Raw genomic sequence first — 23,745 nt, forward strand, 5'->3', positions numbered from 1 at the left:
GGCCGGGCGTGCGGGGGCGTTGTTCGACGCTTCCACCGCCGACCCCCACTGGACCGAGAAGACCATCACCCGCACCGATGACCTCCGCGAGGCCGACCGCCGTTCCTACACCGTCTTCGTCGGAGCTTCGGGGTCGCTGCACCGCAGCCTCTTCGACAGGGCCGGAGGGCTCGAACCCGCCCTCGTGCTCGGCGGCGACACCGAATTCGCTCACCGTCTCTACCAGCAGGGTGCGGTCTTCGTGCCCGACACCGAGACCAGCAGTTGGCACCTGGGGCGCACACAGATGCAGACCCGGCGCGAGGCCGGCACCCGCTACCGCCTGCCCCATCTGGCCAACCGGGTCCCCGAGTTCCACCTGCGCCGCCTCGGACGGGCACGCCGCTGGGAGGTGCCCGCCGTCGAGGCCGTCGTCGACGCCACCGAACACACCGGTGACGCCGAGGAGGCCGTGTCCGCATTGCTCGAGGGCACCACCCCCGACCTGCGTGTCCACCTGCTCGTACCGGGAGAGAGCGAGGAGGGCGCCGACCTGGCCGAGGCCTTCCGGGGCGAGGCCCGGGTGCACCTCGCCGAGAACGCCCCCGAGATCGACCCGAGGGTTCCGTACCGCCTCTTCCTCCCGGCCTGGGCCCTGCCCGCACCCGCCTGCCTGGCCGACCTCGTGGCGGAGGCCGACCACCGCCGCGCCGGGCTCCTGCACGTGCTCCTGCCGGGGGCGAGCGGACCGCGGGACACCCTGCGACTGGAGCGCACCAGCGCCTTCGCCCGGGCCCGCCACCTCGCGCCCGAGGCGTCCGGGGGCGAACTCGACCTTGTCGTGGAACACACCCACGGCATGGGATGGCTTCCGTGGGAGGGGTTGGTTCGCCCGCCGGGCACCTGCCTGGAGGATCACCCGCCGCCGGACCCGGAGGAGCTGCGCAGCCGAGTGAGCGCAGCCCTGGAAGCGGAGCGCGCCGCAGGGGAACGGGTCCGGCGCGCCGAACGCCGCCACCGGTGGTTCGCCTCCGGTTTGCGCGAACGCATCCGCCGCAAGCTCGACCACCGGTGAGGCGGGTGGGTCAGGGCACCCAGAGTCCCAGGGACTCCGCGACGAGAGCCGGGCGTTCCTGGCCCTCGATCTCCACGGTGTGGGAGACGGTGAGCAGCAGCCCCTTCTCGTTCTCCGTCACGGCGCTGAGCTCGGCCACGTCGCGCACACGGGAACCGGACGTGACCGGCTGGAGGAAGCGCACCTTGTTGAGCCCGTAGTTGATCGCCATCTTCGGCGGTTTCGTGACCTTGAGCAGCTGCGGGGAGAAGTGCGCCAGCAGTGACAACGACAGGTAACCGTGGGCGATCGTGGCTTCGAAGGGGCCTGCCGCGGCCTTCTCGTGGTCCACGTGGATCCACTGGTGGTCGCTGGTCGCGTCGGCGAAGAGGTCGATACGGTCCTGGTCGATCGTGAGCCAGTCGGTGGGTCCCAGGCGTGCGCCCTCGGCTCGGGCGACTTCCTGGACATCGGCGAATGCGCGCACCACGCCTCCGTTCGTCGGGTCCGGTTCATGGGGGGCCGGACGGGTGCGATCCACTCTACCTAACAGCGTTCGGTTATTGGTGGGTGGGAAGGGCTCAGGCGTGCGGCGGAGCCAGGACCACCGACTTCGCGGTGCGTCCGGCGAGCACCTGCCGGTCGACGCCATGGCCCAGACCGCTCTCGGTCAACGGCACCGGCACCACACCCTCGTGCGCGCGCACCGGCGGTGAGACCACGTCGCGGCCGTGGCGTCCCGCGCCCGGCATCTCCACCGGCAGTGTGGCACCCGACAACGAGGCCAGAGCCACCGTCGCCGCACGCCCCACACCCGTGGCCGCCGAGGAGCCGCACCAGACCTGCCGGCCCGCGTCCGCCGCCCGGTCCACGGCACGCCGGGCCGGGGTGAGACCGCCCAGACGCGCCGGATCCACGTTCACCGTGTTGCCCGCCCCGGCCCGGATCACCTCGTCCACGTCCTCCAGGCACGTCAACGACCGGTACAGCGCCACCGGGGTACGCAGCTCCGAGGTCAGCCGGGCGTGTGCCTCCAGGTCGTCGGAGGCGAAAGGGTCCTCGATCGCCAACAGGCCCAGCCCGTCCAGCGCGTGCAGCGCCTCCAGGTGCTCGGGGGACTCGGTGTAGCGGCCCCCGGCATCGACCTGCAGCACCAGGAACGGGAAACTCGTCTGCACCGCGTGCACCACGTCCAGGTCCCACCCGGGAGAGATCTCCAGACGGATCCGGCGGAACCCCGCACCCACCTGGCGGTTGACCTCACGCACGACCGACTCCACCGTCTTCTGCTGCGGCAGGGTCACCCCCGCCGTCAACGCCGTGCGCTGCCCGCCCAGGGCGTGGGACAACGGGGTGTGCCGCCGACGGCTCCACAGGTCCCAGCAAGCGGTGTCCATGGCGCCCGCCACCGCCGGGTCCCACGGCAGGTCGGCCCAGGCCTCACCGGCCTCGGTCGGGCGGTTCCAGACATGGTCGAGCAGTGCCGGGGCGAACTGTGTCTCCAGGGAGGTCCACTGACGGGGGGTCGCTGCGGGCACCTCGCCCCACCCGCTGACCCCCTCGGTGTCGGAGACCCGCACCAGCACCGGGGCGCCGCGCTCGCTCGAGGACGTGCGCAGCCGGAGGAGTTCGAGCTCGACGATCCGTGTCGTGGTCGCCGATCCGGTTTGTGCCACGCTGTTCCACCTTCGGAAGTGCTGCCTGCGTCGGGCCCCGGGCCCGTGCTGGTCACGGCCCGGTCACTCCTTCGACCGTACCCCCGTACAAGGAGGGCGGCCACCCCGAAGCCATCCCTGTGGACGTCTGCGTTCCTGGTCACAGCACCACCGGGCCGCGCGGGCGCGCCCGCACGGCCCGGTCGGGCACGGATCAGGGCTCGGCCAGCACCTGCTCCAGCGCGCGGTGCTTGAGGTCGTGGGCCTGGGCGACCGGTTCGTAGACCACCCGGCCGTCGTGGGTGTTGAGTCCGCCGGCCAGTACCGGGTCCTCGCGCAGGGCCCGGCGCCACCCCTTGTCCGCGAGCCCGACCACGTAGTGGAGGGTGTCCTTGGTCAGGGCATGGGTGGAGGTGTTGGGTACCGCGCCGGGCATGTTGGCCACGCAGTAGAACACGGTGTCATGCACAGCGAAGGTGGGATCGGCGTGCGTGGTGGGGCGGGAGCCCTCGAAGCAGCCGCCCTGGTCGATGGCGACGTCGACCAGAACAGCGCCCGGGCGCATGCGAGAAACCAGTTCGTTGGAGATCAGCTCGGGGGCCTTGGCGCCGGGCACGAGCACGGCCCCGATGACCATGTCCGACTCCAGCACCGACTGTTCCAGCTCCATGGAATTGGACACCACCGTCTTGACCTGGCCCCGGTAGACCTCGTCGAGGTGGCGCAGCTTGCGGGCGCTCAGCTCCAGGACGGTCACGTCGGCGCCCATGCCGACGGCGACCTGTGTGGCGTTCAGGCCCGCCACGCCCGCGCCGATGACGGTGACCTTGGCCGGGCGCACACCGGGCACCCCGCCCATGAGCACACCCCGGCCCCCGTTCGGGCGCTGGAGAGAGACCGAACCGACCTGGGTCGCCAGACGGCCGGCCACCTCCGACATCGGGGCCAGCAGAGGCAGGGCGCCGTCGGAGGCCTGCACGGTCTCGTAGGCGATACCGGTGACGCCGTGCTCCAGGAGGGCCTCGGTGCACTCGCGGTCGGCGGCCAGGTGCAAGAAGGCGAACAGGGTCTGGCCCCGGCGCATGCGGTGGTACTCCTCGGGGGCCGGCTCCTTGACCTTGAGGATCAGGTCGCCGAACTCCCAGACCTCGTCGGCGGTGTCCAGGATCAGGGCCCCGGCCTCGGCGTACTCCCGGTCGCCGATGGAGGAGCCGAGCCCGGCATCGTGTTCGATCGCGACCTCGTGGCCGCGTCCGACCAGTTCGTGTACCCCGGCGGGGGTGATGGCCACTCTGTACTCGTGGTTCTTGATCTCGCGGGGCACACCGATACGCACGGGGTCTCCTCCTCGGTATTTCGCCGACATCCCTACTGTGGTCTTCCCAAGCAACACCACGCCATAGCCAACATGCCTGCCCTTTCCGGGTTTTGCTGGAAAGGCGCAAGAATGAAGTGTGCCCTGGGGCACAGGGAAGCGGGGGTCATGCCGAGGGGATCCGCCGGCCCGCCACCCACACGCCTTCCACCCGGCCCCTGAGCCTGGTCCCCGCGTACGGTCCCGGATCGTCGGAGGGCACCCGGGTCCGCGCCTCCGGGTCGAAGGCCACCAGGTCGGCGTCCCGGCCCTGCCCGATGGAACCCTTGTCCCCCAGGCCGACCAGGGCGGCCGGGGCCTCCGCCGTCCACCGGGCCAACGTGTCCAGACCCAGTCCGCGGCGGGCCAGCGCAGTCCACAGCGCCGACCGGCTCCAGGCCAGCGTGTGCAGCCCGTGCGCCGGCAGGTGGCCCGAGGACACCGTCGTCACGGTCGGCTCCTCCGAGGAGGTGAGCGCGCTCCACAGGGCACGCCGGTTGGCGTCCGAACGCAGCGGCGGCCGGAACGCGTGCGCGGCAGAGCCGGGAACCAGGTCCTCCGAGGGCAGGCACAGGTAGTGCGGGCTCGTCTGCGCGCTCAACGGCACCCCCACCGACGCCGAGGCCGCCAACAGGGCCGCGCACTCGGCCGCCGTGAACGGGGTGATGTGCGTGCGGGTCCCCGTCACACGTGCCGCCCCGATCACCCGCTCCAGGCCCCGGCGTTCGGCCCGCGGTGGCCGCTGTTCGGCCGGGACCGGAGGTGTGCCCAGCTCGCATGCGTCCTCGGCGTGCACGAACAGGACCGCCTCCAGGGTGGCCAGCTCGGCCATGGCCTTGCGCAGGCGCGGATCGTCGACCGAGGCCATGTCCGGGGCGCCGCCGTCCGAGAGCGAGCACTGGAACGCCACCGCCCCGGCCGCATGCAGGTCGGTCAGGTCCAGCGGGCCCGACGACTGGGTCAGACCACCGGTCAGGAACACCGACACCGGCGCCCCAGCGGCCGCCCTGCGGTGCACCTGGAGCGCGTCGGCGCTGATCACCGCGGGCCGGGCCGGTGCGGGTGAGGCCACCAGTGTGGTCACCCCTCCGGCCAGCGCCGCCTCGGCCGCGGCGAGGTAGGACCACTGCAGATCGTGCCCGGGCACGTGCACCCCGGTACCCAGATCCACACCGCCCGGTAGAAGTGCGAGTTTGCCCAGGTCCACCCGATCGCGGGCCCGCAATGGAACCTCGTGGTGGGCCAGGGCCTCCACCCGGCCCTCCCGAAGTCCTACCACCGCCGGGCCGACCCCTTGCGGGGTGACCACGCGCTCGGACCGGATCACGCAGTCGAACTCGGTCATCGCTGTCCCCTCATCGTCCTCCCCTGCCCACGCTCCGTCCGGTGAGAGTGCGCACAAGGGCACCGAGAGGGCAGGCGGGGCGGACGGGCGCGCGGGAACACACGACGGTGTGCGTTGTGCTGCGGAGCACACCGAGCCTACAGCGAAAACGCGCTCCGGAAGGGGGAAACGTCACCAACCGCCGCACCGGGGGCCTTCGCACACGCGCGATGGGCCCTTACGGGGGTTCCGCCCCGGCCCTCTGTCCGACAAGGTGTAGTAGACGGTCTAAGGTCTGTTCGGCGGATGTCTTACGTTGCGAGCGGTATGCGACGCGCGCGACCAGGTGCTGCGCCCCCAGGCGTCCGACCAGCTGAACTGGCCTCTGGCCGACCTGTCCGACCGATCATCCTCGACAACGGAGTGGCGCGTGGCTCCTCCCGCACAGAACGACACCATCCCCCAGGCGGAACACCCCGACGCCCCCGGCACCAACCGGGTCCCCCTCTTCGCCGGAGCGGCCATCGTGCTCTCCCTGGCGAGCCTGGCCCTGACGCTGGTCCTGGGAGGGGCCGCCTTCCCCGAGGTCATCCCGGGGCTGCCGGACTCCGGTGAGGCCGTGCGCTGGGGCTACCCCCTGGCCAAGGTCGCCATGGACGGCTCCGCTCTCATGGCGGTCGGCCTGCTGCTGATGGCAGCGGTCTTCCTGCCCTCGGACCGCGGGCGCCTGAGCGGTCAGGCCACCGGATATGTACGGGCCGCCACCTGGGCCGCGCTCGCCTGGGCCGTGGCCGCCGTGTTCACCCTCTACTTCCAGGCCGCCGAGTTCCTGGCCCGCACCGTCGGGCAGGTCAGCGTCGACGAGGTCACCGCCTACGCCGGGTCGGTCGCGGGCGGCATCTCCCTGATGTTCGTGGTGCTGCTCACCACCGGCATCGCCCTGTTCGGACGCACCGTCGTCTCGGCCACCGGCGCCCTGTGGCTCCTGGTCCTGGCCGGGGTCGCCACCACTCCGCCGGCCCTGACCGGGCACTCCGCCTCCGCCGGCGCGCACGAGCTCGCCGTGACCGGCCTGGCGATGCACATCATCACCGTCTGCGCCTGGGTCGGCGGTCTCATCGCCGTCAGCTACCACGCCATGCGCCGCGACGCGCAGGAGCCCGTCGTGGCCGTCAACCGGTTCAGCAACCTGGCCCTGTGGCTCTACATCGGTGTGGCCATCAGCGGTGTGGCCAGCGCCCTGGCCCGCCTGTACTCCCTCGAGGACCTCTTCCTCACCGAGTACGGGCTCATCATCGTCGTCAAGGCCGCCGTCTTCGCCATCCTGGGCGTCTTCGGCTACATGCACCGCGTCTCCGCGCTCAGACGGATCGAGGGCGCACCCGCCGGGCCGGAGGGCGAGACCCTGCGCCGCGGCCTGTTCCTGCGCCTGGCCACCGTCGAGGCGCTCATCATGGCCGCCGTCGTCGGTGTGTCCGTGGGCCTGGGCCGCACCGCGCCGCCCCCGCCGCCGGAGAGCGAGGTCGACCCGGCCGCCGCGATCCTCGGGTTCCCCGTACCGCCGCCCATGGACGTGCAGAACGTCCTCACGCTGTGGCGCCCCGACCTGTTCTTCATCATGGTCGTGGTCGGCGCCGCCGCTCTCTACACCGGCGGGGTGCTGCGCCTGAGGAAGCGCGGGGACCCGTGGCCGGTCATGCGCATCGTCGCCTTCATGGCCGGGTTGCTCACCATCGTGGCCGTGCAGATCAGCGGGTTCGCGACCTACGCGATGGTCATGTTCTCCCAGCACATGATCCAGCACATGGTCATCCAGATGCTCACGCCGGTCCTGCTGGTGCTGGGAGCGCCCGCCACGCTGGCTCTGCGGGCGTTCAAGCCCGCGCGGGTGCGGGGCGACCGCGGGCCCCGCGAATGGCTGACCCTCTTCCTCAACAGCCGGTTCTCCCGGGTGGCGACGCACCCGGGTGTGGCCGCGCCGCTGTTCGTGTTCAGCCCTTACGCCCTGTACTTCACGTCGCTGTTCCCGACGCTCATGAACGACCACCTCGGCCACATGTTCATGAGCGTGCACTTCCTCATCACCGGGTTCCTCTTCTACTGGATCATCATCGGCATCGACCCCGCTCCGCGGAAGGTGCCGTACCTGCTCAGGATCCTTCTGCTGTTCGTGGTCATGGCCTTCCACGCCTTCTTCGGCATCGCGATCATGATGCAGTCGGCGCCGATCGCCATGGAGTTCTACAGCCAGTTCGACGTTCCCTGGCTCGACCAGTCCGAGGACCAGTACGCCGGCGGCGGCTTCGCTTGGGCGCTCGGTGAGGTCCCGACCATCCTGGTGACCGTCGCCCTGCTGTACCAATGGACGAAGGACGACGAGCGCACGGAACGCCGACGTGAGCGCCACGCCGCCCGGGGCGACTCCGACGACTCCGACATGGACGCCTACAACGCCTACCTGGCCGAGCTGGCGCGCCGCTCGGGCGGGGGCACGGCCGTGCGGGAGGCGCCGGAGAAGACCGGGCAGGGTTCCGACGGCACGGAACCGGAGACGCCGGAGGAGACCTCCGGGGACGACGCGCCGCGCGCCTGACCCGACCGACGACGGGCGGGGCACCCACGCCGGGTGCCCCGCCCGTTCCGTGTGCGGGGCCCGCACCGCGCGCCGACCGTCGACACACCTTCGCCCCTGGGCAGAAAGGGATGGTACGGCTCGGGGCGATGGTGTTGGCTCGGCCCATGAGACCGTTCCGCTTCGGCGTCAACGCACCACTGGACGCCCCCGCCACCTGGGCGGACACCTGTCGCACGATCGAGGGGGAGGGCTTCGACCTGCTCCTGTGCCCCGACCACTTGGGAGCCCCCTCGCCCTTCGCGTACCTGGCCGCCGCCGCGCAGGTCACCACCCGGCTGAGGTTGGGGACCTACGTACTCAACAACGAGTTCTGGAACCCGGCCCTGCTCGCCCGTGAGGCCGCGACCGTGGACCTCGTCTCGGGCGGGCGTCTCGAACTGGGCCTGGGCGCGGGCCACATGAAGAGTGAGTTCGACGACGCGGACCTTCCGTGGCGCCCGCACGCCGAGCGGGTCGCCCGGTTGGGGGAGGGCCTGGCCGAGCTGGACACACGCCTGCGCGAGGGCGGCCAGGAGCCCGGCCCGGCGCAGCGGCCGCGGCCGCCGTTCCTGGTGGGTGGGCACGGCCCGGCCACCCTGGACCTGGCCGCGCGGTGGGCCGACACGGTGGCCTTCAGTGGGCTCACCCAGCGCCCGGAGGCCGAACCCGGGCAGTTCTCCGTCGCCGACTCCGCACGGACCCTGGAACGGGTCGAGCGCGTGCGTGCGGCAACGGGCGAGCGCTCACCGGAGTTCGGTGTCCTGCTCCAGGCCGTGCGCGTCACCGACGACGTGGAGGCCACCGCCGCCGAACTCGTCGACCTCTTCGGTGCTGACGCCGTGCCCCGGGACGAACCCTTGTGGGACAACCCGTTCGTGCTCCTGGGTACAGCGGAGGAGATGGCTCGGATCCTGCGTGAGCGGCGGGAGCGGTTCGGATTCACGCACGTGGTCACACACGCGTCCTCGCGGGAGGACCTCGCACAGGTCATCCCGTTGGTGAGGGGCGAGGAGTGAAGAAGGGTACGCCGCCGGCGTGGCCGGGCCCGTGGGCGGGCCCGGCGCCTCACGCGAGGGCCAGACCCACGACCGAGCCCAGCAGCCCCATCAGTAGGCAGATACCCAGACCGGTCGCCAGGACCGGCAGCGAGGGGCGCAGCCCGGCGAGCGCCGGCTGTCCGCTGACCGCGGCCTGACGGCGCGCCACGACCGGGAGCAGGGCGATGTTGACCGCGTAGACGATCGCGACCACACACGTGGCCGTGACGAAGGCCGTCCCGAACGCGGCACCGGTCGCCAGAGCATTGGTCGCCGCCAGGCTCGGCAGTGACACCAGCAGCACGATCGATGCGCAGCCGAAGGCCAGCCGCACCCGCGGCGAGGCTCCACGTGCGCTCCCGGAGGCGACCAGGAGGAGACCGATGAGGGCGGCCATGATGATGGCGCCCCCGATTCCGAACACGGCGATGTTGACCAGCGAATTCACGTTGTTCATTGTCGCACTGGTCCCGGCGTGCCCGGTTCGGGGTTCCGCGGGGCACTGCGGAACGGGCCACCGGCCGGGCGGGCCCGGACACGGCCCGCCCGGCCGGCAACGGTCAGACCTGGGGACGTGCGCCCGGCTCACCCGTGCCGATGACGAACGTCGCGCGGTCGCGGATGGGTGCCCCCGGTTCGCTGACGTGGTCGACCACCCGGTAGTCGGCGATCCACTGCTCGGGGGTCACGGTGTTACGAACGTAACCCCGGTGGCGGTTGATGAACTTGATGTGCGGGTTGCCGCGGAGCTGGTCCTCGTCGCCGGGGTTCTGCTCCGAGCCGTCCTGACCGCTCGTGAACGAGGTGCCCACCAGCTCGGTGGCCACCGTCTCGGAATCGGGGTCGCCGAAGTCGGCCTTGACGTCCACGACGTAGTTGGCGTGCACGTCGCCGGTGAGGACCACCGGGTTGGCGGTCCGGGCGAGTTCGTCGCGCACCGCGTTCCGTTCGGCCTCGTAGTTGTCCCAGGCGTCGTCGCTGAACTCGTGCGGAGGTCCGTCGGCGAAGTCGCGCTGGGAGAAGAACACCTGCTGGGCGAGGACGTTCCAGATGGCCCGGGACGAGGACAGACCCGACGACAACCACCGGCGCTGGTCGGCGCCCAGGAGCGTGCGGTCGGGGTCCCCGCGTTCGTCCTCCTCCACCTGCGGGTCGCGGTACTGGCGGGTATCGAGCAGGTGCAGGTCGACCAGGTTGCCGTAGGAGAGCCTGCGGTACAGGTGCAGGTCCGGGCCGTCCGGACGCTGGGCCGAACGCAGCGGCATGTGTTCGTAGTAGGCCTTCAGGGCCTGCTCGCGCCGTTCCAGGAACCGCTCGGGCGGGACGTCGTCCTCGTAGGAGGTGTCGTCGGCCCAGTTGTTCTCCAGCTCGTGGTCGTCGAAGACCACGGCCCAGGGGAACGCGGCGTGGGCGGCCTGCAGACCGGTGTCGCTCTTGTACTGGGCGTGGCGCACGCGGTACTCGGCCAGGGTGCGCACTTCCGCCGGGGGAAGGTGGCCGCGGCCGATCTCGCCCTGGTCCCCGGTCTCGTAGATGTAGTCGCCGAGGAACGCCACCAGGTCCAGGTCCTCCTCGGCCAGGTGGGCCTGTGCGGTGTAGTGGCCGTGGGTGTAGCTCTGGCAGCTCGCGAACGCGAAGGCGAAGCGGTCCAGGCGCGAGCCCGGCACCGGGGCCGTCCGGGTGCGGCCGACGGGGCTGATCTCGTTGCCGACACGGAAACGGTAGAAGTAGTCGGCGCGCGGGCGCAGGCCCTCGGCCTCCACGTGGACGGAGTATGCGTGTTCGGGGCCGGTCTCGAACGTTCCGGATGTGACGACGTCGGAGAAACGTTCGTCGTGGGCGACCTGCCACTCGACCTCGACCGTGCGGTCGGGCATGCCGCCCAGGCCGTCCTCGGCCAGGGGATCGGGTGCCAGGCGGGTCCAGAGTACGACGCTGTCGTGGAAGGGGTCGCCGGAGGCGACGCCGAGAGTGAAGGGTTCGTTGATCACGGTGCCTCGGGGGGTGGGGGCGGCCGCGTGAGCGGAGGACACACCGAAAGTGTGCCCCGAGGCGGCGGCCCCCAACGTGGCCGCACCGCCCGGGAGGGCCCGGCGTCGGGTCATGGAGCCCTGGAAGGGGAAACGGCGGCCTCGGGGATCGGGGAATACCCGGCGTGCGCGGTCTCCTGGGGGCCGTGCGAAGGCACCGCCCCGATCGGCACGGCAGGGGGCGGGAAGGACCGTGGTCCTGCACCGGCGTCCTCATGATCCACCGGTGGGCCCGGTTCCGGAAAGCCGGTTCCGGGCACCCGGGCCGCGTGTCCCCGGCCCTTTCTCGCCCGCGCACAGCTCCCGCACGCGCTTTCCGCCCGGTCGGGGCGCTCGCGCGGAAGGCGCCTTCCGCGCGCCTGAGCCGGTGTGTGCCCGCCCCTGGGCGGGTATGCGCCCAGCGCAGGTGCGGTCAGCCGAGGTGCTCCACACGGGAACCGGAAGAACCCTTGCGGACACGCAGCTGCGACGTCACCCGGTCGCGCAGGTCGGCCACGTGACTGACCACCCCGACCGCACGGCCGCCGTCGCGCAGCCCGTCCAGGACCTCGAGGACCTCCTCCAAGGTGTCCTCGTCCAGGGTCCCGAACCCCTCGTCCACGAACAGGGTGTCGATGTCGGCGCCCCCGGCCTCCGCCCCGGCGACGTCGCCCAGGCCCAACGCCAGGGCGAGGGAGCTGAAGAAAGTCTCCCCGCCCGACAGCGTCGCCGGGTCGCGCTCCACACCGGTCCAGGCGTCCAGCACGCGCATACCCAGGCCACCGGCGGAACGGGCCCGCCCGTCCCCCGCCGCCTTGTCGACCGTGTACCGCAGCTCGTAGCGCCCGTCCGACATCGTCGCCAACCGGTCGTTGGCAGCGGCCACCACCTGTTCCAGGCGCGCGGCCAGAACGTAGGCCGACAACCGCACGTGGTCCTCGTTCTCTGCGGCGGTCCCCGAGGTCAGCGCACGCATGTTCTCGGCGACCGCGTACCGGTGCAGCACCGGCTCCGACCCCGCCAGGCACGCGTCCAGCTCCACCCGGAGCTCGGCCAACCGCCGCGCCCGGTCCCGCAGCCCGCCGCGCCGGGCCACCGCCTCGTCCGCGGCCCGCTCGGCACGGGCAGCAGCAGCGGCCAGCCCTTCGATGTCGGGGACGGGGCCGGCGCCGGTCAGCTCCGGGTCGTTCAACACCGCACGGACGGCGGCCACCTCGTCGTCGTGGACCCGCGCGCGCTCACGCAGGGTACGCCGTTCGGGCTCGGACAACGCCGCGGCGCGGACCTGCTCCTCGGTGGCCCCCGGCCCGCCGGTACCGGGGCCGTCGGCATCCCCGGCGTCGTCCGTCCGCGCGGCACCACCGGCGGACAGGTCCACCTCGGCCAACCGGCGCGCGACCTCCGCCTCTGCGTCGCGCAGCTCCTCCGCCGCACGGTCCCGGGACGTGGCCGCCTCGGCCGCAGCACCCAACCGGTCCGCTTCCGACCGCAGCCGCTCCGCACGGGCGTCGATCGTCGGGTCCTCGCCCCGCGCGGCGTCCAACACCCCGGTCAGGCGTTCCTGCTCGGCCACGGCACCCTCGCGCGCACCGGCCACCTCCGACTCCCGGCGCGCCGACGTGCTCTCACGCTCGCGGGCGCGCTCCAGGTCGGTTTTGGTCCGCTCCAACGCCTCCTCCAGACGCTGGACGGTGTCGGCGGCCGCACGCGCCTCCGACAGCGCCGCGGTGTGGGCCTCCACTTCTGCCTGCGCGTCCACGGTCCCGCGCCCCTCGGCCCGCTCGGCTGCGGCCGTACGGCGCTCCTGCAGCGCGGTCTCGGCATTCTCGGCCTCGCTCCGGCGAACGGCGGCGGCGTCGGCGGCGGCGTACGCGGACTTCTCCTCCTCCGCCGAGACCACCCCCTCGGCGTCGGACACGGCGGGGGAGGGGTGCTCCGTCGAACCGCACACCGTGCACGGCTCCTCCTCACGCAGATCGGCGGCGAGCTCGGCCGCCATGTGCCCGATCCGTCGTCCCCGCAGCTCCAGCGCGTGGTCGCGGGCCTCCTGCGCGGCGTCCACGGCCACGCGCCTGCGCTCCTGGGCCCCGGCCAGCTCGCCGGAGAGCCGCTCCTGCTCCCGGGCCGCGGACAACCGGGCCTGCGACGCGGCCAGCGCCGTCTCGGCCCCGTCCGCACGGGCGGAACGGTCCCGTGCCTCGGTGAGTTCGCGCGTGAGCGCCTCCACCCGGGGCGGGAGAGCGAAGACCTGCTCCCGGGCGCTCTCCAGGTCCCGGGCCAGCCGCAGCAGCTCCGCGTCGTGCCCCGCCACCGCCCGGCCCAGGTCGCGCAGCCGCTCGGCGTCACCGCGCAGCAGCTCCAGACGCGCGTGTTCGTCCCGGCGCTCCTGCTCCGCCGAACGCAACGCCTTCTGCGGACGCGGCGCCCCGGCGTCGGGCCACGTGAGACCGGCCGGCCCGTCCAGGTCGGCACGGTCCAGGCCCGGGAGCCCCTCGATCAGGGACAGCCACTCGGCCAGATCCGCCTCGGCCTTCTCCGCCGCGGTGCGCCGCTGCTCACGCGCGTTCAGGGCCGGGAGCACCGTCTCCGCCTGCTCGGCCGCCGCCAACCGTGTGTCGATCCCGCTCCGCTCGTCCGCGCGCTCACGCAGCTCCGTGTCCCGGCTCCGCGCCGTGGCCAGACGTTCGTGCCGCTCCTGCACGGCCCGCCCGCGTTCCAGGGCCGCACGCGCCTGCTCGCGGGCCTCGACGACCTGTGCCGTCACCGTGTCGGCGTCGTGTGCGGTCGCGGCCGTCACCGAAGCCGCCTCCGCGGCCCACGGCGACAGCTCGGCGGGATCCTGCGGCGCCTCGGCACGCGCCGCCTCGGCCAGACGCCCCGCGGCGTCGCGCACACGTTCCTCTGCCGACTCCACATCCCGCCGCAGCTTGGCTGCGTGACCGCGGAACCAGTCCTCCACGTCCCGGAACACCCGGGTGTTGAAGATCCGCTCCAGCGACTCCCGCCGCTCCTCCGACCGGGCCCGCAGGAACCGCGCGAAGTCCCCCTGCGGCAACATCGCAACCTGGCAGAACTGGTCCAGGGTCAGTCCCACGAGGTCGCCGACGAACTGCCCCGCCTCGTCCGGCCGTGTGGTCACACCCACCCAGGAACCCTCGACCCGCTCGGTCACCACCACCTTGGCGTTCTCCACCTTCGTGCCCCGACCGCGCTTCTTGGGCCGCTCCCACCGGGGCTTGCGGGTGATGTGCAGACGCCGGCCCCCACAGGTGAACTCCAACGTCACCTCGGGCTCGCGCTGCAACGGGGCGTGGTCGCTCTTGGGGGAGCGATCGTTCTGCCGCGCGCCCGGGACCCGCCCGTACAGGGCGAAACAGACCGCGTCCAGCACCGAGGTCTTGCCGGCGCCGGTCGGACCGTGCACCAGGAACAGGCCGCCGGCGGTGAGGCGGTCGAAGTCCACGTGCTCCTGCCCGGCGAAGGGGCCGAAGGCCCGCACGGTGAGGGTGTGCAGCCGCATCAGTGGCCCCCTTCCTGGAGACGGATCTTTTCGACGGCGGTGTCCACGAGCGCGCTTTCCTCCTCGGACACGGGTGCGCCCCGCGCCCACTCCACGAAGTCGGCGACCACCGCCCGCTCGTCGCGCCCGGCGATCTTCGTGGTGACGGGACGGCGCTCGGGCCCACCGCCCTCGGGGGCGAAGTCGAGCACGAGGGCGTGGGGGAACCGTTCGCGCAGGCGGTCCATGGGCTGTGCCGGGCGGCGCGGGTCGGTGAGAGTGATCTGCAGCCAGTGGCCGGTGAAGCGTTCCCACCCCGGTTCGTTCAGCAGATCCTCGATACGTCCCCGGATCCGGGCCAGGGCCCGGGGCACCGGCGCGCGCACGAACTCGGCGCCGGCCAGGCCGGAGGCGTCCAGGTCCACGATCCAATACCCCTTGACCTGGTCTTCCTCGGAGAAGGAGTAGGCCAGGGGGCTCCCGGAGTAGCGGACCGCCTCGCTCAGGGTCTGGCGTCCGTGCAGGTGTCCCAGCGCTGCGTAGTCCACCCCGTCGTAGAGCGAGCGGGGCACGTGGCTCGCGCCGCCCACCGAGATGTCGCGCTCGCTGTCGGAGGGTTCGCCGCCGGTCACGAACGCGTGCGAGAGCACGACCGACCGGGTTCCGGGCCGACCGGCCAGATCCTCGCGTACGAGGTCCATGGCGTGGCCCAGGGCGGCCGGGTGCCCCCGCTCGGTCAGGTGCCAGTGGTGGCGGGCGATCTCCGGTTCGAGGTAGGGGATGCCGTAGAAGGCGACGGGCCCGTGCTCGTCGTCGATGACCACGGGGGCGCCCACACCCTCCATCGAGCTGCGCATGTGCACCCCGGAGGCGTCGATGAGCTCCGTGGCGAAGGACATGCGTGCCATCGAGTCGTGGTTGCCGCTGATGAGCACCGCACGCGCCCCGGTGGCGTGGATGCGGGCCAGGGTGCGGTCGAACAGGCGGACCGCGTCGACCGGGGGCAGGGCGCGGTCGTAGAGGTCGCCGGCGACGACGACCACGTCCACGCCCTCGGTGTGGATGGTCTCGACGAGGTGGTCCAGGACGCGGCTCTGTGCGTCGAGGAGGTTCTCTCGGTGGAAGGAGCGGCCCAGGTGCCAGTCCGATGTGTGCAGCAGGCGCATGGGAGTGGACATTACCGAAGTCGGGGCCGGGGCGTGCGGGTCTCGCGGGGACCTGTGGACAACCGTGGCCGCCGCGGCCAGGGCCCGCAGCCCCGGCCGCGCCGTCAGTGCTTGCGCGCCAGCGTCAATCCGTCGCCGATCGGCAACAGCACCTGTGTGACACGGTCGTCGGCCATGAGCCGGTCGTTGAAGTCCCGGATGCCCTGCACGTGCGGCTCGGTGTTGTCGTGATCGACCACCCGGCCGTGGGAGAGGGTGTTGTCGGCCAGCAGCAGCCCGCCCGTGCGCATGCGCGGTACGAGCTCCTCCCAGTAGTCGAGGTAGCCGGTCTTGTCGGCGTCCAGGAAGGCGATGTCGAACTGCTCCTGCTCGGGCAGGGCGCGCAGCGTCTGCAGGGCCGGGCCGATGCGCAGGTCGATGCGGTCGGCGACCCCGGCCCGTTCCCAGTAGTGGCGGGCCACCGAGGTCCACTCCTCGCTGATGTCCAGCGCCAGCAGACGGCCGTCCTCGGGCAGTCCGCGGGCGAAGCAGAGGGCGGAGTAACCGGTGAAGGTCCCGACCTCCACCGCGTCGCGGGCGCCATGGATGCGGGTGAGCAGGGTGGTGAAGGCCCCCTGCTCGGCTCCGATCTGCATGCCCTTCTGGTCGGGATACAGGCGTGCGGTCTCCTCGGCGAGCTCGGCCAGAACCGGGTCGACGGGGTCGGTGTGGTCGACGATGTAGGTCTGGAGCTCAGGGGAAACGGTTTCCGTGGTTCGAGTCACGGTCGCCACCCTAGCCAATTCCCCTCCCGACAGGGGGCAGGTTTGCTCAGCCACACGGAGGGCCGAGCCTCAGCGCAGGTGTCCGAGGGCCCGGCCCTTCACACGGTTGAGCCTCTGGGTCCGGGCGCCGGTGCTCAAGTGTGGTCGGGAAGGAGCTCCGGCCAGTCGAACAAGTACACCGATCCGAGGACCACGGCCACGGTGAGCAGGGGGGTGACCACCTTCTTCTCGAAGGGGCCGTCGGTGGCGAAGCCTCCCCGGCCGACGCGCTTGCGGTAGAGGGGCCAGAAGACCGGCACACCCATCTTCGTGACCATGTCGCCGAAGAAGTGCAGGATCACACCGAAGGCGACAGCCGTACCCAGCCAGCTGTAATCGGTGCCCGTCGCGTACAGAGTCAGTGTGATCGCCGCCGTGGCCAGGGCGTTGATGATCCCCGAGGCCGCCCGGTTCTTGTCCAGACCGAAACCCAGGCCCTGGAGCGCGATACCGATGAGCAGGAACACGAAGATCTGCACCGCCAGGTCCGACCACCACGCCAGCAGTGTCACGATGGTGCCCATGAGCGCGGCGAAGAAGAACGAGTGCGTTCCCATGCGGTGCCCGCCGAACAGGAAGTTCAGTATGTCGCTGAGTACCTCGGTGACCTTGCCGTAGGTCTTGGTCACCGTGGCGCTGCGGTGGTCGACGTCGGGCAGCAGTGCTGCACCCGCGCACACCAATGAGCCGGCGATGATCTCGCCGGGCCCCAAATCCAAGGTGAGTCCGAAGAACTCCCTGTCCTGAAGGGCGGCGGCCACGGCCATTCCGCCCACCACGCCACTGAGTGCGTGCGAGTGCCCCATCATGTCCGAAAACCGTAGCGGAGTATCCCAAGGGCAGCGAATCCGGGGGGATTGCGGACGCCGAATCCTGCCCAAGGCCCACAGGCCCTCCGGTGACGCGGTCGGGACGCGAATCCGTACCGATGTCACGGCGCCCGCTGAAGATCGTTGACCCTGTTCGGTCGGCGTTGGTAAACAACCAACAACCCCCAGCGGTGGCACTGGCCACCGACCCCACGAACCTCGACAGGGGCCGCTCATGAAAAGCCAGTACCCTCCCGCCGGCACCCTTCCCAGGCGCGCCGCAGCAGCGGGAGCCGCACTGCTCCTCGTCGGCAGCACCACCGCGGCACCGGCCGCGGCCGACGACGACGGCGGTACCGACACCCTGACCGTGGCCATGGCCCAGCAGGTCGATTCCTTCAACCCCTTCACCGCCCAGCTCGCGGTGACCACCAACATCCTCCGGCACGTCTACGACTCGTTGGTCACGGTCGACCCCGAGACCAACGAGCCGGCCCCCTCCCTGGCCGAGGACTGGCAGGCCTCCGACGACGGCCTCACCTGGACCTTCAACCTGCGTGAGGACGCCTACTTCAACGACGGCGAACAGCTCACCGCCGACGACGTGGCCTGGACCCTGACCACGATCATGGAGAACGAGGACGCCGCGATCGCCTCGGGCAACTACGTGGCCGGCTTCGAGGAGGTCACCGCCGAGGACGATCGGACCGTCGTCATCGACCTGGAAGAGCCCCAGGCCACCATGACCGCCCTCAACGTGCCGATCGTGCCCCAGCACGTGTGGGAACCGATCATGGAGGAGGAGGGAGAGGCCTTCTCCGACTACGCCAACGAGGACTTCCCGACCGTCGGCAGCGGCCCGTTCATGCTCACCGAACACGAGCGCGGGCAGCAGATCCGCCTGGAGGCCAACCCGGACCACTGGCGCGGATCCCCGGGCTTCGACGAGCTGGTCTTCCGCTACTACACGGAGAAGGACGCCGCCGTGGAGGCCCTGCGCAGCGGCGAGGTCTCCTTCGTCTACGAGCTGACCGATGCCCAGGCGACCTCGTTGGAGGGCGTGGAGGACGTCGCCGTCAACATCTCCGACGGCAAACGTTTCCAGGCCTTCACCATCAATCCCGGCGCCGAGACCCAGGACGGCGAGGAGTTCGGCGACGGCCACCCGGCCCTGTCCGACCGCACCCTCAGGCAGGCCATCGTCAAGGCCATCGACAACGACGAGATCGTCGAGCAGGGCGCCAACGGACAGGCCGTGGCCGCGGGCGGCTACATCCCGCCCCGCTACGAGGACTTCCACTGGGAGCCCGAGGGGGAGGAGGCCGTCCTCGGCTTCGACCCCGACTCCGCCAACGAGATGCTCGACGACGCCGGTTACGAGAGGGGGGAGGACGGGGTGCGCACCTCGCCCGACGGCGACCGTCTCGAACTGCGCATGCACGTCCACTCCGACCGGCCCGACAACGTCCAGGCCGGCCAGGTCATGGAGGAGCGTCTCGCCGACATCGGGATCGAGATCGACAACCGGACCGTCGACCCCGGAATCCTCAGCGACGCCCTCTACGACGCCGAATACGACCTGATCTTCACCGGGTGGACGGTCAACCCCGACCCGGACTACGTGCTCAGCATCCACACCTGTGACGGGCTGCCCACCGAACCGGGCACGATGCAGGGCGACGCCTACTTCTGCAACGAGGAGTACGACGAGCTCTACGAGGCCCAGCTCGCCGAGCACGAGGACAAGGACCAACGCGCCGAGTACATCCACCGGATGCAGCAGATCCTCTACGAGGAGGCCGTGGTCAACGTCCTGACCTACCCCAACATCATGGAGGCCTACCGCACCGACCAGATCGGCGACATCCAGTTCGAGCCCGCCGAAGGCGGCAACATCTGGGGCCAGGACGGCTACTGGGCCTGGTGGTCGGCCGAGCCCGCGGACGTCCGGGCAGGTGCGGGCGGCGGACTCTCCACCGGTGTGCTCATCGGCGCGGGGGCGGTCCTACTGCTGCTCGTGGCCGGAGGCGCCTACGCCCTGATCCGCCGGCGCGCCACCGCGGAGGACCGCGAGTGACCTCGACCTCCACCGCGACCGACGGACCGGCCGGGGCGCCCACCGAGGACGCCCCGGCCGGGGGCGGCGGCCGCGCACGCAGGGTGGCCCTGTACGTCCTGGGGCGTCTGACCACCGCCGTGGTCTCCCTCGGGGCCGTCATCGTCGCCGGGTTCTTCCTGTTCCGGATCCTGCCCGGCGACCCCGTGCGCGCCATGACCGAGGGGCGCGAGGTCAGCCTCGAACAGGAAGCGGAGCTGCGTCGCCAGTTCGGCCTCGACCAGCCCCTGTGGTCCCAGTTCTTCGACTACGCCGGCGGTCTGCTGCGCCTGGACCTGGGTGTGTCCTTCCAGTACCGCGAGCCGGTCACCGAGCTCATCCTGGAACGGCTGGGGCCCACTCTGCTGCTGGCCGGGACGGGCACGATCGTGGCCGCCCTGCTCGGCCTCTTCCTCGGGGCCCGGGCCGGATGGCGCCCCGGGGGCCGCGGCGACCGCGTCAACACCGCCGTGGCACTGTTCTTCTGGTCGGTGCCCACGTTCTGGCTGGGTCTGCTGCTCATCGTCCTGCTGGCCTCCGGGCGCGGCTTCTTCCCGGGCCTGTTCCCCACCAGCGGCATGGTCGCCCCCGACGCCACCGGAATCGAAGCGGTCCTGAGCACCGCCCGCCACATGGTTTTGCCGGTGGTCACGATGGTCGCGGTGATCTACGCCCAGTACCTGATGATCATGCGTTCCTCCCTCATCGACGAGAAGGGCGCCGACTACCTCACCACCGCCCGGGCCAAGGGGCTGCGCGACGGCCTCGTGCGAAGGCGCCACGCGGTGCCCAACGCGCTGCTGCCCACGGTCACGCTCATCTTCCTCAACCTGGGCCAGGTGGTCTCCGGGGTCATCCTCGTCGAGACCGTCTTCTCCTGGCCCGGACTGGGCCACCTGTTCTACTCGGGCCTGCACGTACCCGACCTGGGCCTGGTCCAGGGGCTGTTCGTGCTGTTCGCGGCCTCGGTGATCCTCATGAACCTGCTGGCGGACCTGGTGTATCCGCTGCTCGACCCCAGGGTGCGCCCATGACCGGCCTCGATCCGCGACCCGCCCCCCGGGCCCCGGCGCCCGTGCCCTCGCCCCGTGTACTGGCCCGGCGGCGCCGACGGCGCGCCCTGGGCCGGTTCGCCCGCTCCTACGCCCACAACCGCGCCGGCATGGCCGGCCTGGTCTCGCTGCTGCTCATCGCGACCGCGGCCCTGACCGCGCCGCTCTTCATCGACCAGGCCCACCTGACCGTCACCGGCGCCCCCGGGCAGGCCTACGAACCGCCGAGCCCCGAGTATCCGCTGGGTACCGACAACTTCGGCCGTTCGGTGCTCGACCTCATCATCTGGGGCGCACGTGTGTCCCTGGCAGTGGGTCTGCTCGCCACCGTCGTCTCGGTCTCCCTGGGCACCCTCATCGGTGTCACCGCCGGACACTTCGGCTCCTCCGGGGGAACCGGCGGACGCATCACCTCCACGGTGCTCATGCGCATCACCGACTGGTTCCTGGTGCTGCCCACACTGGTGCTGGCCGTGGCCCTGGCTGCGGTCCTGCCCGGTGGCACGGGCACGATCATCGCCGCGATCGGTCTGACCGTGTGGCCGCCCACCGCACGGCTGGTGCGGGCACAGACCCTGGCGGTGGAGGCCCGCCCCTACGTCGAGCGGGCGCGTGCCCTGGGCGGCGGCCACACCCACGTCATGCTCTGGCACGTGCTGCCCAACGTCATGCCGGTGGTGCTGGCCCAGACGACACTGCTGGTGGCGACCTCGATCATCGCCGAGTCCACGCTGGCCTTCCTGGGCATGGGCGACCCCACCACGATCTCCTGGGGCGGCATCCTCGAGGCGGCACGCACCGCGGGCGCCGTCAGCGCGGGGATCTGGTGGTACATGGTCCCGCCCGGCCTGGCCATCGCCGTGGTCGCGCTGTCCTTCACCCTGTGCGGGCGCGCGCTCGAGTCCGTCATCAACCCCCGGCTCAGGGAGAACAGTTGACTTCCCTCCTCCACGTCCAGGACCTGCACGTGACCTACCGGACCGAGGGCGGGGACGTGCCCGCGGTCCGCGGCGTCGACCTTTCCCTGGACCCCGGCGACACCCTCGGGCTCGCGGGCGAGTCCGGCAGCGGCAAATCGACCGTCGCCCTGGCGCTGCTGCGGCTCCTGCCCGCCACTGCGCGTACCGAGGGCTCGATCCTGATGGAGGGCGAGGACGTCCTGGGCATGCGGTGGGGCAGGCTGAGAGCGGTGCGCTGGGTCGGGGCCTCGGTCATCTTCCAGGGCGCCATGCACTCACTCAACCCGGTGCGCCGTGTCGGCGAGCAGATCGCCGAACCCATGGAGATCCACGGAACCGCCAAGGGCCCCGCCGCAAAGGAAAGGGTGACCGACCTGCTGCGCCAGGTCGGCCTGCCGCCCTCCCGGGCCGGCGACTACCCCCACCAGCTCTCCGGCGGCCAGCGCCAGCGCGTCATGATCGCCATGGCCCTGGCCTGCGAACCCCGACTGATCATCGCCGACGAGGCCACCACCGCCCTGGACGTGATGATCCAGGCCCAGATCCTGGACCTGCTGCGCTCCCTGGTGGCCGACCACGGCATCGGGATGCTCATGATCAGCCACGACCTGTCGGTACTGGCCCAGACCTGCGACCGCGTCGGGATCATGTACGCCGGACGTGTCGTGGAAGAGGGCCCGGCCGCGCAGGTCGTGCACGAACCCGCCCACCCCTACGCCGGTGCCCTGAGCGCGGCCTTCCCCACGATCGGCGACCCGGCCTCGCGCCTGGCGCCCCGGGGACTGCCCGGCGACCCGCCCGATCCCGCCGACCCGCCCACGGGCTGTGTGTTCCGTCCGCGCTGCCCGGTCACCGAAGAAGTGTGCGCCACCCTGGACCCGCCTCTGTGGCCCGTGGGCCCCGACGAGCACGGGGACTCCGACCGCCACGCGGCGTGTGTGCGCGTGGGTCCGGAACGGCCCCTGACCACCGCGGGTGGGACCACCCCCTGACACCACGCCCCGAGGAGACACACGTGAGCTCGACCGAGACCGACCCGCCGGTGTCGTCGGAACCCGCCGACGCCGAACCGGTGTCCACACCCCTGCTCAGCGCCGAGGGGGTCCGAGTGGCCTTCTCGGCGGGTTTCGCGCCCGGCGGTGCTTCGGGCACCGCGCGCGCCGTCGACGGCGTCAACCTCCACGTGGGCCGCGGGGAGATCATCGCGCTGGTCGGTGAGTCCGGCTGCGGTAAGACCACCCTTGCGAGGGTGCTGCTGGGCCTGGAACGCCCCACCGAGGGCCGGGTGGTCTTCGAGGGCGACTCGCTCGGATACCGTTCCCGTGCCCTCAAGCGGTACCGGCGCCGTGTGCAGTTCGTGCAGCAGGACCCGACCGGGTCCCTCAACCCGCGCCGCTCCGTCTACGAGTCGGTGGCCGAAGGGTTGCGTGTGCACCGGGGGACCACCGTCGACGAGGCCGAGCGGGTGGGGGAGGCCCTGGCCCGGGCGGGGCTGCGCCCGGCCGACCGGTTCTTCGCGCGTTACCCCCACGAGCTGTCCGGCGGCCAGCGCCAGCGTGTGGTCATCGCCGGAGCGCTGGTCCTGGAACCGGAGGTCCTGGTGGCCGACGAGCCGGTGGCCTCCCTGGACGCCTCGGTGCGCGGGGAGATCCTGCGCCTGCTGCTGGAACTGCGCCAGGACTTGGGGCTGTCGGCTCTGGTGGCCACCCACGACCTCGGCCTGGCCTGGAACATCGCCGACCGGGTCGCGGTCATGTATCTGGGCCGGGTCGTGGAACTGGGCTCGGTGGAGGACGTGCTCTCCGCGCCCGCGCACCCCTACACCCGCGCCCTGCTGTCGGTCCTGCCCGACGCGGCCTCGGAGGAGGGGCCGGTCGTGCTCAGCGGAGAGCCGCCGGACCCCAAACGTGTGCCCGGCGGCTGCCGTTTCCACCCGCGCTGCCCCATCCTTGCTTCCGGTGAGGCCGAACGGGCCGGGGTCGCCGAGCGCTGCCGGACCGAGGACCCGCTGGTTCTGCCGGGCGGTGACGAGCGCCGGGTCGCCTGCCACTGGGCCGCCGCCGATCTCGAGGGCCGCCTTCCCGCCGGCAGCCCCTGACGTGACCCGCGGGGCGCTCACGGCCGTGTGCCGGGGCGCCCCGCGTGCGCGCGTCGCCCCGATCCTGCTTTGTGACCCTCATCACATGTGCGGCTGCGCAGTGTGAGTATGCACGGAAGGGCTGTTCTGGCGCGGTGTGTCGCGCCGAACATGTCCGACAAAGCATGATCCAGCATCACACTTCGTGTTGATTCCACCCATTGCGCACGTTCGCCGTGCTCGCCTCCTGGGCAGTACA

The 23,745-nt window shown here is 71.7% G+C and carries 18 protein-coding genes; 8 read left to right on the plus strand and 10 right to left on the minus strand.

Going from position 1 to position 23,745, the window contains the following annotated elements; genetic code table 11:
* Positions 1 to 1,054, plus strand: a 1,054-nt coding sequence (locus D473_RS0121485; protein ID WP_017611102.1) for a hypothetical protein, incomplete at its 5' end; no start/stop codon positions are given.
* A 10-nt stretch (positions 1,055 to 1,064) separates the two neighbouring features.
* Here the strand turns inward: D473_RS0121485 and D473_RS0121490 are convergent.
* The 4 genes from D473_RS0121490 to D473_RS0121505 form a co-directional block, all read right to left on the minus strand.
* Positions 1,065 to 1,523, minus strand: a complete 459-nt coding sequence (locus D473_RS0121490; protein ID WP_017611103.1) for a MaoC family dehydratase — start codon at positions 1,521 to 1,523, stop codon at positions 1,065 to 1,067.
* Between the two features lie 91 nt (positions 1,524 to 1,614).
* Positions 1,615 to 2,709: an enolase C-terminal domain-like protein gene (locus D473_RS0121495; protein WP_017611104.1), complete on the minus strand. Its 1,095-nt coding sequence runs from the start codon at positions 2,707 to 2,709 to the stop codon at positions 1,615 to 1,617.
* Positions 2,710 to 2,902: 193 nt separating this feature from the next.
* Positions 2,903 to 4,024, minus strand: a complete 1,122-nt coding sequence (gene ald, locus D473_RS0121500; RefSeq protein ID WP_017611105.1) for an alanine dehydrogenase — start codon at positions 4,022 to 4,024, stop codon at positions 2,903 to 2,905.
* A 145-nt stretch (positions 4,025 to 4,169) separates the two neighbouring features.
* A complete protein-coding gene (locus D473_RS0121505) occupies positions 4,170 to 5,387 on the minus strand; it encodes an amidohydrolase family protein (RefSeq protein ID WP_017611106.1) in 1,218 nt (405 codons plus the stop codon).
* A gap of 409 nt (positions 5,388 to 5,796) precedes the next feature.
* Here D473_RS0121505 and D473_RS0121510 point away from each other — a divergent pair, with 409 nt between their 5' ends.
* Both D473_RS0121510 and D473_RS0121515 read left to right on the plus strand, forming a co-directional pair.
* Positions 5,797 to 7,959, plus strand: coding sequence for a cytochrome c oxidase assembly protein (locus D473_RS0121510; RefSeq protein WP_026127179.1), 2,163 nt, complete (start codon positions 5,797 to 5,799; stop codon positions 7,957 to 7,959).
* A 146-nt stretch (positions 7,960 to 8,105) separates the two neighbouring features.
* Entirely contained in the window at positions 8,106 to 8,996 is an 891-nt protein-coding gene (locus D473_RS0121515; protein WP_017611108.1) for a TIGR03621 family F420-dependent LLM class oxidoreductase, read from the plus strand.
* Positions 8,997 to 9,045: 49 nt separating this feature from the next.
* Here D473_RS0121515 and D473_RS0121520 read toward each other — a convergent pair whose 3' ends face one another.
* From D473_RS0121520 to D473_RS0121545, 6 genes are all read right to left on the minus strand, one after another.
* A complete protein-coding gene (locus D473_RS0121520) occupies positions 9,046 to 9,474 on the minus strand; it encodes a hypothetical protein (RefSeq protein ID WP_017611109.1) in 429 nt (142 codons plus the stop codon).
* A 103-nt stretch (positions 9,475 to 9,577) separates the two neighbouring features.
* Entirely contained in the window at positions 9,578 to 11,050 is a 1,473-nt protein-coding gene (locus tag D473_RS25890) for an alkaline phosphatase D family protein (RefSeq protein WP_241474849.1), read from the minus strand.
* Between the two features lie 409 nt (positions 11,051 to 11,459).
* Entirely contained in the window at positions 11,460 to 14,546 is a 3,087-nt protein-coding gene (locus tag D473_RS0121530) for an AAA family ATPase (protein ID WP_017611111.1), read from the minus strand.
* The gene (locus tag D473_RS0121535) at positions 14,546 to 15,703 is read right to left on the minus strand and encodes an exonuclease SbcCD subunit D (RefSeq protein ID WP_026127180.1); all 1,158 of its coding nucleotides are present in this window, start codon (positions 15,701 to 15,703) and stop codon (positions 14,546 to 14,548) included. Before D473_RS0121535 ends, D473_RS0121530 begins: the two co-directional genes overlap by 1 nt.
* Before the next feature lie 92 nt (positions 15,704 to 15,795).
* Positions 15,796 to 16,455 (minus strand): O-methyltransferase, encoded by a 660-nt coding sequence (locus tag D473_RS0121540; RefSeq protein WP_026127181.1) that lies wholly within the window; start codon positions 16,453 to 16,455, stop codon positions 15,796 to 15,798.
* A gap of 134 nt (positions 16,456 to 16,589) precedes the next feature.
* Positions 16,590 to 17,303: a metal-dependent hydrolase gene (locus tag D473_RS0121545; RefSeq protein WP_083918059.1), complete on the minus strand. Its 714-nt coding sequence runs from the start codon at positions 17,301 to 17,303 to the stop codon at positions 16,590 to 16,592.
* Positions 17,304 to 17,538: 235 nt separating this feature from the next.
* Between D473_RS0121545 and D473_RS0121550 the strand changes: the two genes are divergently transcribed.
* Genes D473_RS0121550 through D473_RS0121570 form a run of 5 tightly spaced genes read left to right on the plus strand, consistent with a single transcriptional unit; the run spans position 17,539 to position 23,507 of the window.
* On the plus strand, positions 17,539 to 19,380 hold the full coding sequence (locus D473_RS0121550) for an ABC transporter substrate-binding protein (RefSeq protein WP_017611115.1): 1,842 nt from the start codon (positions 17,539 to 17,541) through the stop codon (positions 19,378 to 19,380).
* Positions 19,377 to 20,432: an ABC transporter permease gene (locus tag D473_RS0121555; RefSeq protein WP_017611116.1), complete on the plus strand. Its 1,056-nt coding sequence runs from the start codon at positions 19,377 to 19,379 to the stop codon at positions 20,430 to 20,432. The genes D473_RS0121550 and D473_RS0121555 overlap by 4 nt, the downstream gene beginning before the upstream one ends.
* A complete protein-coding gene (locus D473_RS0121560; protein ID WP_017611117.1) occupies positions 20,429 to 21,388 on the plus strand; it encodes an ABC transporter permease in 960 nt (319 codons plus the stop codon). The genes D473_RS0121555 and D473_RS0121560 overlap by 4 nt, the downstream gene beginning before the upstream one ends.
* Complete coding sequence (locus D473_RS0121565; protein ID WP_017611118.1) at positions 21,385 to 22,401, plus strand: ABC transporter ATP-binding protein; 1,017 nt, start codon at positions 21,385 to 21,387, stop codon at positions 22,399 to 22,401. Before D473_RS0121560 ends, D473_RS0121565 begins: the two co-directional genes overlap by 4 nt.
* Before the next feature lie 23 nt (positions 22,402 to 22,424).
* The gene (locus D473_RS0121570) at positions 22,425 to 23,507 is read left to right on the plus strand and encodes an ABC transporter ATP-binding protein (protein ID WP_017611119.1); all 1,083 of its coding nucleotides are present in this window, start codon (positions 22,425 to 22,427) and stop codon (positions 23,505 to 23,507) included.
* Positions 23,508 to 23,745 lie beyond the last annotated feature (238 nt).

Source organism: Nocardiopsis xinjiangensis YIM 90004, assembly GCF_000341145.1.
GTDB classification, from domain to species: Bacteria; Actinomycetota; Actinomycetes; order Streptosporangiales; family Streptosporangiaceae; genus Nocardiopsis; species Nocardiopsis xinjiangensis.

Excerpts from the sequence above, each read along its gene's own strand:
- D473_RS0121520 (WP_017611109.1), bottom strand. The coding sequence starts at position 9,474 with ATGAACAACGTGAATTCGCTGGTCAACATCGCCGTGTTCGGAATCGGG.
- D473_RS0121545 (WP_083918059.1), bottom strand. The coding sequence starts at position 17,303 with ATGATGGGGCACTCGCACGCACTCAGTGGCGTGGTGGGCGGAATGGCC.
- D473_RS0121530 (WP_017611111.1), bottom strand. The coding sequence starts at position 14,546 with ATGCGGCTGCACACCCTCACCGTGCGGGCCTTCGGCCCCTTCGCCGGG.
- D473_RS0121505 (WP_017611106.1), bottom strand. The coding sequence starts at position 5,387 with ATGACCGAGTTCGACTGCGTGATCCGGTCCGAGCGCGTGGTCACCCCG.
- D473_RS0121550 (WP_017611115.1), top strand. The coding sequence starts at position 17,539 with ATGAAAAGCCAGTACCCTCCCGCCGGCACCCTTCCCAGGCGCGCCGCA.
- D473_RS0121535 (WP_026127180.1), bottom strand. The coding sequence starts at position 15,703 with ATGTCCACTCCCATGCGCCTGCTGCACACATCGGACTGGCACCTGGGC.
- D473_RS0121515 (WP_017611108.1), top strand. The coding sequence starts at position 8,106 with ATGAGACCGTTCCGCTTCGGCGTCAACGCACCACTGGACGCCCCCGCC.
- D473_RS0121560 (WP_017611117.1), top strand. The coding sequence starts at position 20,429 with ATGACCGGCCTCGATCCGCGACCCGCCCCCCGGGCCCCGGCGCCCGTG.